Annotated in this window: 14 protein-coding genes; 8 read left to right on the forward strand and 6 right to left on the reverse strand. The window is 72.1% G+C overall.

Annotated elements, in window-relative coordinates:
• The first annotated feature begins 159 nt into the window (after positions 1-159).
• Positions 160-1,965, forward strand: coding sequence for a serine/threonine-protein kinase (locus tag AC0VYD_RS04215; RefSeq protein ID WP_475478680.1), 1,806 nt, complete (start codon positions 160-162; stop codon positions 1,963-1,965).
• Positions 1,966-2,065: 100 nt separating this feature from the next.
• Here the strand turns inward: AC0VYD_RS04215 and AC0VYD_RS04220 are convergent, their stop codons facing one another.
• Positions 2,066-4,273, reverse strand: coding sequence for a S9 family peptidase (locus tag AC0VYD_RS04220; protein ID WP_475478681.1), 2,208 nt, complete (start codon positions 4,271-4,273; stop codon positions 2,066-2,068).
• Positions 4,274-4,372: 99 nt separating this feature from the next.
• On the opposite strand from AC0VYD_RS04220, the gene mshB reads away from it, so the two are divergent.
• Both mshB and AC0VYD_RS04230 read left to right on the forward strand, forming a co-directional pair.
• Entirely contained in the window at positions 4,373-5,239 is an 867-nt protein-coding gene (gene mshB / locus AC0VYD_RS04225; RefSeq protein WP_475478682.1) for an N-acetyl-1-D-myo-inositol-2-amino-2-deoxy-alpha-D-glucopyranoside deacetylase, read from the forward strand.
• 139 nt (positions 5,240-5,378) lie between these two features.
• Positions 5,379-5,783, forward strand: a complete 405-nt coding sequence (locus AC0VYD_RS04230; RefSeq protein WP_475478683.1) for a hypothetical protein — start codon at positions 5,379-5,381, stop codon at positions 5,781-5,783.
• 18 nt (positions 5,784-5,801) lie between these two features.
• Here AC0VYD_RS04230 and AC0VYD_RS04235 read toward each other — a convergent pair whose 3' ends face one another.
• The 4 genes from AC0VYD_RS04235 to AC0VYD_RS04250 form a co-directional block, all read right to left on the reverse strand.
• The gene (locus AC0VYD_RS04235) at positions 5,802-6,872 is read right to left on the reverse strand and encodes a site-2 protease family protein (RefSeq protein ID WP_475478684.1); all 1,071 of its coding nucleotides are present in this window, start codon (positions 6,870-6,872) and stop codon (positions 5,802-5,804) included.
• Between the two features lie 99 nt (positions 6,873-6,971).
• On the reverse strand, positions 6,972-7,712 hold the full coding sequence (locus tag AC0VYD_RS04240; RefSeq protein ID WP_475478685.1) for an SDR family NAD(P)-dependent oxidoreductase: 741 nt from the start codon (positions 7,710-7,712) through the stop codon (positions 6,972-6,974).
• A 51-nt stretch (positions 7,713-7,763) separates the two neighbouring features.
• Complete coding sequence (locus AC0VYD_RS04245; RefSeq protein ID WP_475478686.1) at positions 7,764-9,125, reverse strand: hypothetical protein; 1,362 nt, start codon at positions 9,123-9,125, stop codon at positions 7,764-7,766.
• 162 nt (positions 9,126-9,287) lie between these two features.
• Positions 9,288-9,545: a putative acetyltransferase gene (locus AC0VYD_RS04250; protein WP_475478687.1), complete on the reverse strand. Its 258-nt coding sequence runs from the start codon at positions 9,543-9,545 to the stop codon at positions 9,288-9,290.
• Positions 9,546-9,729: 184 nt separating this feature from the next.
• On the opposite strand from AC0VYD_RS04250, the gene fdxA reads away from it, so the two are divergent.
• Positions 9,730-10,050, forward strand: a complete 321-nt coding sequence (fdxA, locus tag AC0VYD_RS04255) for a ferredoxin (RefSeq protein WP_014908468.1) — start codon at positions 9,730-9,732, stop codon at positions 10,048-10,050.
• Positions 10,051-10,170: 120 nt separating this feature from the next.
• Positions 10,171-11,286: a succinyldiaminopimelate transaminase gene (gene dapC, locus AC0VYD_RS04260; RefSeq protein ID WP_475478688.1), complete on the forward strand. Its 1,116-nt coding sequence runs from the start codon at positions 10,171-10,173 to the stop codon at positions 11,284-11,286.
• A 60-nt stretch (positions 11,287-11,346) separates the two neighbouring features.
• Here dapC and AC0VYD_RS04265 read toward each other — a convergent pair whose 3' ends face one another.
• Positions 11,347-12,249 carry a hypothetical protein gene (locus AC0VYD_RS04265; protein ID WP_475478689.1) on the reverse strand — a complete coding sequence of 301 codons (903 nt, stop codon included), beginning with the start codon at positions 12,247-12,249 and terminating at the stop codon, positions 11,347-11,349.
• Between the two features lie 334 nt (positions 12,250-12,583).
• Here AC0VYD_RS04265 and AC0VYD_RS04270 point away from each other — a divergent pair, with 334 nt between their 5' ends.
• The 3 genes from AC0VYD_RS04270 (at position 12,584) to AC0VYD_RS04280 (ending at position 15,546) form a co-directional block, all read left to right on the forward strand.
• The gene (locus AC0VYD_RS04270; RefSeq protein WP_475478690.1) at positions 12,584-13,420 is read left to right on the forward strand and encodes a 2,3,4,5-tetrahydropyridine-2,6-dicarboxylate N-succinyltransferase; all 837 of its coding nucleotides are present in this window, start codon (positions 12,584-12,586) and stop codon (positions 13,418-13,420) included.
• Between the two features lie 181 nt (positions 13,421-13,601).
• Positions 13,602-14,666, forward strand: coding sequence for a succinyl-diaminopimelate desuccinylase (dapE, locus tag AC0VYD_RS04275; protein WP_475480174.1), 1,065 nt, complete (start codon positions 13,602-13,604; stop codon positions 14,664-14,666).
• A gap of 103 nt (positions 14,667-14,769) precedes the next feature.
• A complete protein-coding gene (locus tag AC0VYD_RS04280; RefSeq protein WP_475478691.1) occupies positions 14,770-15,546 on the forward strand; it encodes an LOG family protein in 777 nt (258 codons plus the stop codon).
• Positions 15,547-15,581 lie beyond the last annotated feature (35 nt).

Here is a 15,581-nt window from a genome sequence, read left to right on the forward strand (position 1 = left end):
GGCCGGTTCACGACCGGGCGGGGGCGGGGACCGGCAGTGACAGGATGAACCGGCCGCGGATCGGGGGCATCTGACCCTTCCGGACCGTCCCCGGCGCTCCTCCGAACCCCAACCGTGTCCGGTGCTTCCTCCGTACCCCCGATCGTGAGAATTCGTCCCGTGAACCCTTCGCCCAGCACGCCCACCCGTTCCCCGAACCCCGGCGGGAACACGCCCTTCGACCGTGACCGCCTGCCTCCGGGTGCGACCCCTCCAGCCAAGGGCGACCCCGAACGGCTGGGCGTCTACCGGATCGTGGGGCGGATCGCCCGGGACGCCGCGGGCACGGTCCTGCTCGGGCTGGACGGCGACGGCGCCCCCGCCACGATCCGTCTGGTCTCCGCTGAGCTCGCCGACGCTCCGGACGCGCGCTCCCGACTGACCGCCGAGGTCGGCCGACTCGCCCGCGTCCGCTCCCTGTGCACCGCCGCCTACCGGGGAGCGGACGTTCGGGCCGCCGTCCCCTGGCTGGCCGCCGCGTACGTCCCCGGCCGGACCCTGGCCGAACACGTCGCCGAGCACGGTCCGCTGACCGGCGGCATGCTCACCGCCCTCGCCGCGGGGCTCGCCGAGGCACTGGCCGCCGGGCACGCCGTCGGGGCCACCCACCTTTCCCTGGACCCGACGAAGGTGGTCCTCTCCCCGTCCGGGCCCAGGGTGGTGGACCTCGGGGTCGCCGGGGCCACCGGTCGACGGGTCGCCGCCGCGCGCTGGGCCGCGCCCGAGCAGAGGGGCGCGGACGCCGCCACCGGCTACGCCGACGTGTTCGCCTGGGGGTGCCTGGTGCGGTTCGCCGCCACCGGATGGGAACCGTCCGGGGACGCCGTGGCCGCCCCCGACCTCGGGGCCCTCCCCGAGGAGCTGGTACCGCTGGTCCGGCGGGCCCTGGCGGAGGAGCCCGAGCAGCGGCCCACCGCGCTCCTGCTGCTCCGGGAACTCACCGAGGGGCGGGGCGGGGATCCGGCGGAAGCGGTGGCGGCGCTCCTGGCCGCCGAGTGGACGGGGGTGCGGGCCCCCGAACCCCGCGGGGTGAGCCGGGTGCGAAAGCCCGCGCTGCTGTCCGGCACCGCGGTGGTGCTGGCCGCCGCGCTGCTCGGCGGATGGCTGGTGGTCCGCCCGGGGGAGGAGGCGGCAGAGACCATGACGGAAGAGGCCGCGACGGAGGAGACGGAGGAGGAGTCCTCCGGACCGACCGTCGCCGAGGACCCCGAGGACGTGGACGCGGTGGTGGCCGAGGCGGTCGAGCTGGCCCTGGGGGCGTCCAGCTTCACCACCTATGAGTACCGGTACAGCAACGACGTCGGGGACTCCACACCGACCCACTACCTGTACACCGAGGACCCCGTACCGGCGATGACCCGGGCCAGCTACCTCGGCCCCACCGGGACCGGTGTGCTCGCCCTGGGGGCGGGGCTGGAGGAGTTCGTGCACTTCAGCGACATGCCGGGAGGAGCCGACGGCGGGAACGTGAAGGACTACTACCTGGACCCCGGGCCCCACGCCGGCCCGCTCAGGGAGCCCCGGGCGGAGTGGGAGGCACTGCTCCTCCCCATGGAGGGGATCCTGGCCGAGGACGCGCAGGCCGTCCACCAGGGCACGAACACGTTCGGCGACGAGTCCATCCCCCCGGAGCTGTTGGGCGACGAGAATCCGCTCGAACGCGGCGGGCACCACTACACCGGGACGTTCGTCCACGGCTTCCGGTGGCTCCCCGACCGCGAACCCATGGAGACGGGATACGAACTCTGGATCTCCGAGGAGGGCTACCCGGTCCGACTCGTCCTGGAGGGCGTTCCCGGGAACGGCTCCGTGAACGACGCAGGTGAGCCCCTGACCTACACCCACCAGGTGGACTTCCTCCGGTTCAACCAGCCAGTGGAGGTCGAGGTCCCCGCCGAGGACGAGATCCTCCCGGAGCGCCCCTGACCCCAACTTCTGACCGCCCCGCCACGAACACGGCCCCGGCGCCGCGCGCCCTGTTCGGGCACACGGCGCCGGGGCCGCCGGCTCGGGGAAGGACCAGTCGCTACTCGCCCCGGAGGTTCTCCTTGAGGAAGTCCACCTGCAACAGCAGCAGGTTCTCCGCGGTGACCGGGTCCGACGGGCTGTGGGTCACGCCCGCCAGCGGCAGCACCGTGTGCGGGCGGCCCGCCGCGAGCAGGGCCTCGGACATCCGCTGGGTGTGCGCGAACACCACGTTGTCGTCGATCAGGCCGTGGATCAGCATCAGCGGCCGCTCCAGCTTGGCGGCGTCGGCCGTCAGCGACGTCTTCGCGTACACCTCCTCCTGCTCCTGCGGGGTCCCCAGGTAGCGCTCGGTGTAGTGCGTGTCGTACAGCGCCCAGTCGATCACCGGGGCTCCGGCCACCGCCGCGTGGAACACGTCCGGGCGGCGCAGCACCGCCAGCGCCGCCAGGTACCCGCCGAACGACCACCCGTGGATGCCGACCCGGGTCAGGTCCAGGCAGGCGAACCGCTTCGCCGCGTCCTCCAGCGCCGCCACCTGGTCCTCCAGGACCGGTTCGGCGAGGTCGTGGTGGACCGCCTGCTCATAGGCCAGGTCCACGCCCGGGGTGCCGCGCCCGTCCGCGATGAGGACCGCGAACCCCTGCTCGGCGAACCACTGGGACGACAGGTAGGCGCCGCGGGCGTTCAGCACCCGCTGGGCGTGCGGGCCGCCGTAGGGGGCGACCAGCACCGGGAGGGGCGCGTCGCCCTCGCGGTACCAGGACGGCAGCAGCAGCGCGGTCGGGATCCTCCGCTCCCCGGCCAGCCAGGACTCCACCCGCGGGTCCGGGAGTTCCGGGACCTCGGCGAGGCTCTCGATCTCACCGCGGGTGCGGCGGGTCTCGGTACTGGCGTTGCGGACCACCAGGGTCCGCACCCCGGTGAAGTCCAGGGACCGGTGCTGCACCACGAGGGTGTCACCGCGCAGCCGACCGGAGCGCACGCCCCCGTGCCCGTCGTCGGAGCCCCCGGCCGACCCGAAGCCGTCCGGCAGTTCCACCGGGGCGCAGGTGCCCAGCCGGGTGTCGGCCAGCCACAGCGACTGGTCGCCGGGGCGGCCCTCCGGCGAACCGGAGAACAGCACCCGGTCGCCGTCCACGCCCGCCACACCGCGCACGTACACACCCGCGGGGCTGACCGCGCGCTCGCCCACGTACACCCGGCGCTCGCCGTCACCGTTCTCGCGGCCGATCCACACCAGTTCGCCCGCGGCGGTGAAGTCCGGCACGCCCGGCATGATCTCGACCCACACGCCGTCGCTCTCGGTCCGGGTGGCCGACACCAGCCCGGTGGCGGGGTCGGCACTGAACAGGCTGAGGGTGCGCTGGTCACGGCTCTGCGCGGTGAACACCAGGACGGGGTTGCCGTCCGGGCCGCTGGTCCAGGCCACGGTGGGCACGTACGGCAGCTCCCCGCGGTCCCACTCGATCGGCGTGGGTTCGGGGCGGCCGTCCCGCCGGTAGGCGGTCGCGGACGGCACGGGGAGCACGGCCAACCGCACGTCCGGGTTGGCGGTCCCGGCCGCCGGGTAGCGCAGCGGCTGCGGTTCCTGCCCCGGCTGGTTCGGGTCGCCGACGAACCAGCGGTTCACCTCGGACTCGTCCACCCGGCTGACCGCCAGAGAGCCGCCGTCGGGCGACCACCAGAAACCGCGCACCCGTCCCATCTCCTCGGCGGAGACCAGGTCGGCCAGACCCCAGGTGACGTTCTCTCCGTCCGGCTCCACCAGCACCCGGTCGCGGTCCTCGTCGCCGTTGTCCGCGAGGTCGACGACCCGGACCGCGCCCCGGTGGACGTAGGCCACCCGGTCGCCGGCCGGGTTGATCCGCGGGTCCACGGCCGGGCTGGCCACCGGGAGCTCACGCGGTTCGGTGTCGTCGCCGACCAGGTCGACGTAGAACACCCGGCCGGACAGGGTGAACACCGCACGGGTGAAGGCGTCGTCCACCGTGTACGAGACGATGCCGCCGCCGTGCTCGCGCATCCGCTCGCGGCGGGCCCGCTCCTCGGGAGGCAGGTTCTCGTCGTCGGCGCCGAGCTCCCTGGGGTCGGCGAGGACCGTCGCGGTGCCCGCCTCGGCGGAGTACAGCCACAGACAGGTCGCCCTGTCCGTGCCGCTGCGCCCGCGCAGGAAGGTGACGCGCGCCCCGTCCGGGGAGATCTGGAACGCGCGGGGGACTCCGATCGTGAAGCGCTGGGTTCGGGCCTGTTGGCGAGGAAAGCTCATACGCAGATTGTGGCCCATTCCATGCGGGCCCCGCTCCCGGGCGGACCGGTGCGGCCGTTTGGGCCGGGAAGAGCGCATCCGGCCGGTATTGTTCGCTGGGTGATGGACAGGCGACTGATGATGGTGCACGCGCACCCGGACGACGAGAGCATCGTCACCGGTGCCACGCTGGCGAAGTACGCGGCCGAGGGGGCCCAGGTCACCCTGGTGACCTGCACCCTGGGCGAGGAGGGCGAGGTCATCCCCGCCGACCTCGCACACCTGACCTCCGACCGCGAGGACACCCTTGGCGAGTACCGGGTCGGGGAGCTCGACCGGGCCTGTGTGGCCCTGGGGGTCCGGGACCACCGCTTCCTCGGCGGCCCCGGACACTACCGGGACTCCGGGATGATGGGCGGCCCCGCCAACGGGCACCCCCGGGCCTTCTGGGGAGCCGACGTCGAGGAGGCGGCCAGACGCCTCGCCGAGATCATCCGCGAGGTCCGGCCGCACGTCCTGGTCAGCTACGACGAGCACGGCGGCTACGGCCACCCCGACCACATCCAGGCCCACCGGGTCACCCGGCGGGCCTGCGCCAAGGCCAACGAGCGGGCCATGCCCGGCACGCCCTGGCAGGTCGGCAAGCTCTACGCGATCGCCCAGCCGATCTCCCGGATCGAGGAGTCCATCGCCCGGCTCAACGAGGAGGCGGGGCCCTTCACCCCGCCCCGGGAGGTGTCGGACATCGCCCGGGGCACCCCCGACCAGGTCGTCACCACCCGCGTCGACGCCACCGGCCACTGGGCCGCCAAGGCCCTGGCGATGCGGGCGCACGCCACCCAGATCACCGTGGACGGGGAACGGTTCGCGCTGTCCAACGGCATCGCCCAGGAGATCGACGCCGTCGAACACTTCACCCTGCTGATGGGCCCGCCGCCCAAGGCCGGGGAGGACGGTTACGAGACCGACCTCTTCGCCGGTCTGTGAACCCGAAGGGCCGGGCCGGACGACACGTCCGGGGTGCGGCTCCGCACCCGTCCCGGAGCGCCTACCCTCGTCTTCCGTGACCACTCCTGAAACGGCCCAGACGCCGCAAAGCCGCCCGCACCCGTTCGTGTCCTCGGCGATGACCGTGCTCTCCTTCGCGGTCCTGTTCGTTGCGGGCCTGACCGTGGGGGTGCTGTCCGGGTTCGGGATGGGGTGGCTCGCCCACTTCTGGAACCTGGGAGCGGCGGCGAAGGCCGGAAGCGTCCTCGCCGTGCTCGCCTTCCTGGTGCTGCTGTACGCGGTGTGCCGACTCGCCGGGTGGGGGAGCCGCCGTCAGTCCGGCGCCCTGGGCTTCGCGGTCGGCTACGTGGCGGCCCTGCTCGGCATGCTCGGCTACCTGCCCGGCGGCGACATCGTGTTCTCCGCCAAGCTGGTCAACTACCTCTTCCTGTTCGGCTCCATGGCCGCCCTCGCGGCCGGGGTGGTGCGCAGTGTCGTGCTTCCGGCGCGGCCCGCCCCCGCCGCGCAGCCGGACCGGGCCTAGAACCGGACCGGACCGGCCCTAGGCCCAGAACTGCAGGAGCAGCTTGCCGTGGAACATCATCCCGGGGACGCTCGGGTTCGGCAGGACCAGGTCGAACAGGGTGTAGACCAGGGTGTCGAAGAGGTCCCGGACCACCGGCAGCCACAGCACCGCGAACACCGCGATCGAGCAGAACAGACCGTTGGCCCTGACGAAACCGGTCCACCGGGCGCCCCGGAAGGCGGCCAGGACGTGGTACCCGTCCAGGCCCGGGAGCGGCAGCAGGTTCACCAGCGCGCTGGTCAGGTTGGCGAAGGACAGGAAGGCCATCGCGGAGATCGCCCAGTTCACACTGTCCTGACCGACCGGCACCAACAGTGACACGGTGAGCGCCAACGCGGCCGACAGCAGCAGGCTGGCCAGCGGACCGGCCAGCGCCACCATGACGCGGCGGCCGCGGGTCGGGACGCGTTCCCAGTCCACGTAGGTGGGCGGCCCGTTCAGGCCGAACCCGCCCAGCCCCAGGTAGACCGAGGGCAGTACCAGACCGCCGAAGGCCTCCCGGTAGGAGAAGGGGTTGAACCGCAGGTAGCCGCTACCGCGCAGGGAGCGGTCCCCGGCCAGGTACGCGGTCAGGGCGTGCGCGAACTCGTGCACGGCCACGGACGCGATCCAGCCGAGCAGGATGAGCAGCGGCGGGATCAACGGGGTGACGGCCGTCCCCTCGGCGGCCCAGTCCAGTTCCACGGCGCGCCAGGACAGCCACCCCGCGAACCCGGTCAGTCCGAGCAGCAGGACGAACACCGGGCTGGGCAGGAAGTCCGCCCAGCTCTCCTGCCTGGGCGCGGTTTCCCCGCCCGTGTCCTCGTCGGCGTCTCCGTCCGGAGCCTTCCCCCCGCCCGGAGACTTCTCCCCGGACGCCGGATCGCTTACCGTCCCGCCGTCACCGTCTGCGCGTTCCGCGCCGACCCCGGCGGCGTTCAGGGCGTCGTCGGGCATCTGCTCCCACGGGTCGGCGACGTGTGTCCCGTCGCCGGAGTCCGAGCTCTCGGCGTCGGGAACGGTCACGTCGTCGGGTTCCGCCTGCTGCGGCGGCTCGGGCGTGGGCATGGTGCTCCTGCTGGTCGCGGGTGGTTCGCGCTCCAGGTTAGGCCCTGGCCCGCACCCCTTCGCAGCGGGTGCCGCCCCGGAACCCGGCCGTCGCTCCCCTTACATCCCGCCTGCCACCCGCAGGACGGTTCCGCTGGTGTACGAGGCGTCGGCGGACAGCAGCCAGGAGATCGCACCTGAGATCTCCTCGGGCCGCCCCGCGCGGCCGAGCGGGACGCGCCCCGCCGCCCGGGCCGGACGGTCGGGGGCGCCCATCGCGGCGTGCATGTCGGTCTCGGTGATGCCCGGTGAGACCGCGTTGACCCGGATGCCGTCCGGTCCGAGCTCCTTGGACAGGCCCACGGTCAGGGTGTCGACGGCGGCCTTGGTCGCGGCGTAGTGCACGTACTCGCCGGGGCTGCCCAGTGTCGCCGCGGCGGAGGAGACGTTCACGATCGCGCCACCGCCGCCCCGGCGCATCTCCCGCACGGCGCGTCGGCAGCACAGCAGGTAGCCCAGCAGGTTCACCTCGACCACGCGGCGCAGGTCCTCGGTCGACACGTCCGCGAACGCCCCCAGCGGCCCGGTCACCCCGGCGTTGTTGACCAGCCCGGTGACCGTGCCGAACTCCGCGACGGCGGTGTCGAAGATCCGCTCGACCGCCGCCTCGTCCGAGGTGTCGGCGCGCACGGTCACGCACCGGGACCCGGCCGCGAGCACCTGCTCGGAGACGCGCTCCGCGGCGGCTCCGTCACTGACGTACCCCAGGACCAGGTCGTGGCCGTCCCGGGCCAGTCGGACACAGGTAGCGGCGCCGATACCCCGGCTGCCGCCCGTGACGATGGTGACCTGACGCGGCATCTGCTTCTCCCTCGTTGACCGGAAAACAAGGGGAAGTCTCCCAGGTCGGGCTCAGACCACCGCGCGGGGCGCCACCGCGGACTTGTGCAGGCACGCCACCGCGAACGCCCTCCCCTGAGGGGTGAGTTCCCGGCGGCCGTCGCTGTCGCTCCCGACCACCAGACCGAGCGCCTCCAACAGCCAGCCGACCGCCATGACCATCGCGCGCACCCGGTCGGAGGCGGTTTCGGCGGCGCGCCGGTGCGCGGCCGCGTGCCGTCCCGCGGCGACCGGCGGCTCCACGGGGCGCCAACCGGACTCGGTGAGCACCCGTTCGGCGGCCTCGGCGTCGGAGATCCCCCGCCGGGCGTGCGACCCCAGGCCCTGCGGGGAACGGGCCAGCAGCATGCCCAGCAGGGTCTCCGCGGCGGCCTGCTCGAAGCCGCCGGTCCGGCACAGGGTCTCCGTGGCGGCCTGCCACAGCGCCTCGGGGTCCTCGCGCAGCTGCTGGCCCCGGCGGGTGAGTTCGAGCCGCCGACCGGAACGGCGCACGGCCCGCATGGTCCGCAGTACCTGGTGAAGGGAGATGAGCTGGGTGGCGTCGGTCTCGCTGCGCGGCGGCTCGGGTGAGGTGGACCAGCCGAAGTCCTCACACATCTGCCGGACCACACCGGGGGAGATGTAACCGATCTGGGTGAGGGCGATCCCGTCCGCGGCCAGGTCGAGCAGCCGTTGCAGCGGCGCCATGGCGGCGACGGAACCGCGCGGCACCTCCGCCCCGGCGATGATCTGTCCCACCAGGGGCCACAGGCGCTGCCGGTGCGGGTGCGCGGACGAGGACATCCACGCGCGTACCCGTTCCTCCCGGATCCGGTCCAGGTGGCTGAGCCCCCGCAGGTCGGGCTGGGTGAGGAAGGACCGCGCGAACCGTTCCTGGGCGGGGCGCCAACCGCGTTTGCCGGGGCGGATGTCGCCCAGGGAGATCGCGAGTTCGAGGGCGGCCGCGGTCTCCCGGCGGGCGTGCAGCTCGACGTCGCCGACGGCGGTGCCCCAGGTGAGCTCGGGCAGGTCGGGCGGTTCCACCCCGGACTCCCACATGAGCCTCTCGTACATGGCCAGGCCCGCGGTGTGGTCGGAGTCGTAGAGGGTGAGCAGGGTGGTGGTCTCGGGGGCCGAACAGATCTGCGCGTACCGGTTCAGCTTGAGGAGTTGGAGGAGGTGGCCCAGGGAGCGCACCGCGAACAGCCGGTCGTCGGCGGAGTCCTGGAAGCGCATGGGGAGCTCGTACCAGCAGAAACGCTGCACGGCGTGCTGATTCAGCTGTTGGATCTCCTGCTCGGGGGCGAGCGTGTCCAGGGCCAGACGCGCCGTGTCGGCGGCCCGCTCGTCCCGCCGGGCCAGTTCGGCGAGGGCGGATGCGACTGCCTCCCTCATGATGGGCGCCACCTCCCCGCGTACCTCGTGCCCGGTCCGTCAGGGGTGGGACGGCCGGGCCCGGTGCTTCGTTGTCCGCCCGAGGCCGCGGTTGGGGGAACCACCGTGCCGGGGCTGAGCCTCTCCTACCCCGGAAAGACCGAAGAATGCCTGGACGAACGCTCAGGGCGCCTGCGGGGGGCGCCCGCCGCGCCGACGCGGCGGAACCGGGGGAACGACACGACTCGCGACGATGTCGGCCTCGGCGACCTCCACCGTCGAGTCGTCCCTCCTGCGCAGTGTGAGCACGTTTTCGGCCCAGGACTCGACCACACCGACGATATCGGTGAACCCTCCCTCGGGGAGGGTGATTCGCACGGATACCCGTCGACCGAGGTCCTCCGGAACGATCCTGTGGACCAGTTGCCCGCGCAAGTGCATGAAATCCCGACCCCCGAGTGTGCGATGGGTGTTCTACGACGCCATACTAGGAGGACGACATCTGTGCCAATCGCTTGCAGAGCCCGGACCGCGAACGACGCCCGCACGTCGGGACCGGCTCCGGGGAACTCTGAAGGTCCCCGCCTCCCCCGTGGGTAAGCGGGGGTGAGACAAGGAGTACGACGTGACCTACGTCATCGCGCAGCCCTGTGTTGATGTGCTGGACAAGGCGTGCATTGACGAGTGCCCTGTGGACTGCATCTACGAGGGCGACCGCATGCTCTATATCCACCCGGACGAGTGCGTTGACTGCGGTGCGTGTGAGCCGGTCTGCCCGGTCGAGGCCATCTACTACGAGGACGACCTGCCGGAGCAGTGGTCCGAGTTCTACAAGGCGAACGTCGATTTCTTCGACGACCTCGGTTCGCCCGGCGGCGCCTCGAAGGTCGGCAAGATCGACCGCGACCACCCGATCGTCGCCAAGCTGCCTCCGCAGGCCGAATAGCAGCAACCCACCACCGCATCCCCTTGGCGCAGAGGTTGCGTGGCGTGCACGTGTCGTGCCGACCCCCGGCCGGGGGTCGGCACGACACTGTTGTGTGAGATACAGGATGGAGAGTGCACGATGGGCGAACGGCGACCGGTGACCGACCGGCTCCCGACCTTCCCGTGGGACCGGCTGACGCCGTACAAGAGGACGGCCTCGGCCCACCCCGACGGCATCGTCGACCTGTCCGTCGGCACCCCCGTCGACCCGGTGCCCGCCAGTCTGCGCGGCGCCCTCGCCGACGCGGCCGACTCGCCCGGGTACCCGGCGACCTGGGGCACGCCCGAACTGCGCGCCTCGATCGGGGACTGGCTCGAACGCCGCCACGGGGTACGCGTCGCCGAAGGCGCGGTCCTGCCCACGGTCGGCTCCAAGGAGCTGGTGGCCTGGTTGCCGACCCTGCTCGGCCTGGGCGCCGGCGACACGGTCGTCCACCCCGAACTCGCCTACCCCACCTACGACGTGGGCGTGCGGATCGCGGGTGCCACCCCGGTCGCCTCCGACGGCCTCACCTCGCTCGGCCCGGCCGACGTGAAGCTGGTGTGGGTGAACTCGCCCGGCAACCCGACCGGTCGCGTGCTCGGCGTCGACCACCTCCGCAAGGTCGTGGCGTGGGCCCGGGAACGGGGCGCGATCGTCGCCTCCGACGAGTGCTACCTCGACCTCGGCTGGACCGATCCGCGCCCCGTGTCGATCCTGCACCCCGACGTGTGCGGCGACTCCCACGCCAACCTCCTGGCCGTGCACTCGCTGTCCAAGCGCTCGAACCTCGCCGGATACCGCGCCGCCTTCGTCGCGGGCGACCCCGACCTGGTCTCCGAACTCCTCGCCGTGCGCAAACACGCCGGAATGATCGTGCCCGCCCCCGTCCAGGCAGCCATGAAAGCCGCCCTGGACGACGACGAGCACGCCGTACGCCAGAAGGAGACCTACCGGGCCCGACGCACCAAACTGCGCTCCGCCCTCGAAAACGCCGGCTGGACCATCGAACACTCCGACGCGGGCCTGTACCTGTGGGCCAGCCACCCCGACCACGACTCGTGGAGCGCCGTGGGCGCCCTCGCCAAACTCGGAGTGCTGGTCGCCCCGGGGACGTTCTACGGTCCCGCCGGCGACGGTCACGTGCGGGTGGCCTTCACCGCCACCGACGAACGGGTGGAAGCCGCGGTGAAGCGCCTCGGATCCGGGGCGTAGCGTCGGGGCGTGGTCGGGGTTCGGCGAACCCCGACCACGCCCCGGTGGCTCCGGCCGCCCCTACCGCAGCACCACGCGCCCGTCCGTGGCCTGGTCCTCCTCGACCCGGGACCATTCCTCGGCGCCGTCCACCCCGCTGGACGCCTGCCACCGCTGGTCCTCATAGGTCACCGAGGTGATCCCGTACTCCTCGGCGTGCGCCACGGCCCACAGCGCCATCGCCCAGCCCAGGTCACCCGTTCGGCCCACGCTCCCGCTCCCGCTGTTGCTCTCCGGGTCCACCGGTAGCTGGGCCGGGTCGGTGCCGAACACGCGGGCCATCTCTTCCTGGGCCCCCGCGACGTCGGTGTCCGAGGCCCGCATCTCCTCCACGGCCTCGGCGTCGAACCAACAGGTCACCGAGGGCCCGGCCCGTCCGGTGAACACTTCCGCCATGTCGGCTGACAGCTCCTCGTGCTGGTCGTAGGCGAACCCGTGGGCGCTGCGCTGGACCTGCTGAGCGGCCTCGTAGACGGGCAGGCCCTCCCAGCCGTTCACCTCCGCCAGCTTGTCGTAGAACGACCTGCTGGCGAAGACCGGGTCGAGGATCTCGTCCGGTTCGCCCCACTCCTGGGAGGGGCGCTGCTGGAACAGGCCCAGGGAGTCCAGGTCGCCGTACTCGACGTTGTAGAAGGTGGACTCCTGCCACACCGTCGCGTACGCCACCGTCACCGCCTCCTCCGGCAGATCACGGCTGAAGGCCACGCCGCTCACGGTCGCCGCGTTCACGGCCTGGGCGACCTCCATCTCGTAACGTCCGTCCGCCAGCCCCAGACGGCAACCGGGTTCGGGCTCCTCCTCGGTGTCGAGGGGCTCGAAGGTGGTCAGCACGTAGTAACCCCCGGCGACGAACAGGCCGCAGACGAAGGTGAGGATGAGGAGGATCTTGGCGAACGCGGAGAACTTCCTGCGTTTACTGGGCACGGGCGAACCAAGGGTCGGCGAACGGGTGGAGCGCACCGGGCCCGGTCCCGGGAAGGGGCCTGAGGCGGTGGTGCGCGGGGCGCGCCGGGGTCCTGTCGAAGGTGTTCGGGGGCGGTCCCCGGCGGGCCTCGGCGAAATTGTAGTCGGCGTTGCGAACTCCCACGGGGACCCTCCGGACGGCTTCGCCGAGGGCCGATTCGGTGCCCGGTGCGCCCGACCCGCGCCCCCTCGCCCGTCCTCGGGCCGCCGACCCCCGCTGGAGTGGTGAAAGGCTCAACCCGGGCGGGCGGGGCGCATGCGCCGCACTCCCCGGGAGCGGCTAACGTGGGTTCACATGACCAGCTCGTACAAGAGTCCGCTGCCCGACCAGATCGACGAACTCTGGGCGCAGCGCTCCGAACTCACCCCCGGCCACACCGATGCGCGCGAGATCATCACCGGCGCCATCGACCAGATCGACGAGGGCAAGGCCCGCGTGGCCTTCGTCGACCCCGCCACGGACGACGTGGTGGTCGACGAGCGCGCCAAGCGCTCCATCCTCCTCGGCTTCAAGGTCCTGGACATGAAGGAGTCGCAGGTCGGTGACTTCTACTACCACGACCGCATGCCGCTGAAGACCCGCTTCGACGGCGTCCGCGTCGTCGCGGGCGCGATCGCCCGGTGGGGTTCCCACCTCGCCCCGGGCGTCGTCCTCATGCCGTCCTTCACCAACATCGGCGCCTACGTGGGTTCCGGCACCATGGTCGACACCTGGGCCACCGTCGGTTCCTGCGCCCAGGTCGGCGAGAAGGTCCACCTCTCCGGCGGTGTGGGCGTCGGCGGCGTGCTGGAGCCGCCGCAGGCCTCCCCGGTCGTCATCGAGGACGAGGCCTTCCTCGGCTCGCGCAGCATGGTGGTCGAGGGCGCCCGTGTCCGCAGGGGCGCCAAGCTCGGTGCGGGCACCATCCTCACCTCGTCCACGCGCGTCTTCGACGCCGAGACCGGTGAGGAACTGCCCCGCGGCGAGGCTCCGGCCTGGTCGGTGTGCGTCACCGCCAACCGGACCAAGAGCTTCCCGGGCGGCGACTTCGGCATGCCGGTCCTGCTCGTGCTCAAGCGCCTCGAGGAGGGCCAGGAGCACGACAAGCTCGCCCTGAACGACCTCCTCCGCGAGCACGGCGTCAACGCCTGACGCCGACGCCCGGGCCGTACGTACCGGCGAACGGGGCGCCCTCCACCACGGGAGGGCGCCCCGTCGTCTGTTCTAGGCTGGCCCCATGTCGCGTGCGCGCACCGCACACCGCGAGGTTGCGGTGCGTGTGCGCACCGCACCCCACGACGACCCACACACCTCACCGAAACGGGGCGACACCATGCTGGACCTGACCTCGGACGTGGCGGACCTGACCGCCGCCATCGTGGACATCCGTTCCGAGAGCGGCGACGAGAAGGCCCTCGCAGACGCGGTCGAGAGCGCCCTGTCGGCCCTGCCCCACCTCACCGTCACCCGCGACGGTGACGCCGTCGTCGCCCGGACGGACCTCGGCCGTGAGCGCCGGGTGGTGATCGCCGGACACCTCGACACCGTGCCGATCGTCGACAACGTCCCCTCGCACGTCGAGGGCGAGCGCCTCTACGGCTGCGGCACCTCCGACATGAAGGCGGGGGTGGCCGTCCAGCTCGGGCTGGCCGCTCTGGTCACCGAGCCGGTCCACGACCTCACCTACGTCTTCTACGACAACGAGGAGGTCGACGCCGTCCGCAACGGTCTCCTCCGCCTGTCCAGGAACCACCCGGAGTGGCTGGCCGGCGACTTCGCGATCCTGATGGAGCCCACCGACGGGGTGATCGAGGGCGGCTGTCAGGGCACCATGCGCGTGGACGTGAGGGCGCACGGCAAGCGCGCGCACAGCGCCCGCTCCTGGAAGGGCGAGAACGCCATCCACCGTGCCGGTGCGATCCTGGACGTCCTGCGCGCCTACACGCCCCGCCAGCCGGAGGTGGAGGGCCTCGCCTTCCACGAGGGCCTCAACGCGGTCTTCGTCGAGGGCGGTGTGGCGGGCAACGTCATCCCGGACGAGTGCGTGGTCCGGGTGAACTACCGGTACGCCCCGGACCTGTCCCCGGCGGACGCCGAGGCCCACCTGCGTGAGGTGTTCGAGGGTTTCGAGGTCACGGTCACGGACTCCTCGGCACCGGCGCGCCCCGGTCTGGACGATCCCTCGGCGGCGGCGTTCGTCACCGCGGTCGGTGAGGGCCGGGCCCGGGCCAAGCTCGGCTGGACCGACGTCTCCCGCTTCTCCGAGTTGGGTGTGCCCGCGGTCAACTACGGCCCGGGGGACCCGATGCTCGCCCACACCCGCGACGAGTACGCCGAGATCCCGCAGATCCGTGTGGCTCAGGAGCGCATGGCCGCCTGGCTCACCGGTCGGCGCTGAACCGGCTCCGCCACCGGTCAGCACCGGTGCGGCCGACAACGGTCATCCGCGTGTCACATGTCGTTCGAGTGTGAGCTCGCCCAGGGTGGATAGCTTTACGGGCATGACGGAAGAAGAAGACGTCCGGCGCGCCGGACCACTCACCTACCGCGGCCGCGCCATCCCGGACACCACGACCGACCAGCGGCTCCTCGACCGGCGGGGCCCCTCGGACTGGGTGCACACCGACCCCTGGCGGGTGCTGCGCATCCAGTCGGAGTTCGTGGAGGGATTCGGACTGCTGTCCGAGCTCCCCTCCGCGGTGAGTGTCTTCGGCTCCGCGCGGATCAAACCCGGGACCGAGTACTACGAACTGGGTGTCGAGGTCGGCAGCAAACTCGCCGACGCCGGTTACGCCACCATCACCGGTGGCGGCCCGGGCATGATGGAGGCCGCGAACAGGGGTGCCCAGCAGGCGGGCGGACTGTCCGTCGGGCTCGGCATCGAGCTGCCCTTCGAGCAGTCGCTCAACTCCTACATCGACATGGGGATGACCTTCCGGTACTTCTTCGTCCGCAAGACGATGTTCGTGAAGTACTCACAGGCCTTCGTGGTGCTGCCGGGGGGGTTCGGGACGCTCGACGAGCTGTTCGAGGCGATCACCCTGGTGCAGACCAGGAAGATCACCCGTTTCCCCGTGGTGCTGGTCGGCACCGAGTTCTGGGGCGGCCTGCGTGACTGGGTGGAGTCCAGTCTGCTCAAGCACGGCCTGATCGCGGAGAAGGACATGGAGCTGCTCCACGTCACCGACGACCCGGACGAGGCGGTGCGGATCATCCAGCATGCGCACCTGCACCTGGAGAGCAGGTTCGAGCGTGCGGAGGCCGGTCCCTCCAGCTGACCCGCCGCGCCCCGCACGGGGCCCGCCCCGAGCGG

The sequence above is a fragment of the Nocardiopsis sp. iso_40 genome (assembly GCF_056173285.1).

Coding starts and splice junctions, on each gene's coding strand:
- AC0VYD_RS04220 (WP_475478681.1), bottom strand. CDS start 4,273: ATGAGCTTTCCTCGCCAACAGGCCCGAACCCAGCGCTTCACGATCGGA.
- AC0VYD_RS04230 (WP_475478683.1), top strand. CDS start 5,379: ATGACCGTGCTCTCCTTCGCGGTCCTGTTCGTTGCGGGCCTGACCGTG.
- AC0VYD_RS04235 (WP_475478684.1), bottom strand. CDS start 6,872: ATGCCCACGCCCGAGCCGCCGCAGCAGGCGGAACCCGACGACGTGACC.
- AC0VYD_RS04240 (WP_475478685.1), bottom strand. CDS start 7,712: ATGCCGCGTCAGGTCACCATCGTCACGGGCGGCAGCCGGGGTATCGGC.
- AC0VYD_RS04245 (WP_475478686.1), bottom strand. CDS start 9,125: ATGAGGGAGGCAGTCGCATCCGCCCTCGCCGAACTGGCCCGGCGGGAC.
- AC0VYD_RS04250 (WP_475478687.1), bottom strand. CDS start 9,545: ATGCACTTGCGCGGGCAACTGGTCCACAGGATCGTTCCGGAGGACCTC.
- dapC (WP_475478688.1), top strand. CDS start 10,171: ATGGGCGAACGGCGACCGGTGACCGACCGGCTCCCGACCTTCCCGTGG.
- AC0VYD_RS04270 (WP_475478690.1), top strand. CDS start 12,584: ATGACCAGCTCGTACAAGAGTCCGCTGCCCGACCAGATCGACGAACTC.
- dapE (WP_475480174.1), top strand. CDS start 13,602: ATGCTGGACCTGACCTCGGACGTGGCGGACCTGACCGCCGCCATCGTG.
- AC0VYD_RS04280 (WP_475478691.1), top strand. CDS start 14,770: ATGACGGAAGAAGAAGACGTCCGGCGCGCCGGACCACTCACCTACCGC.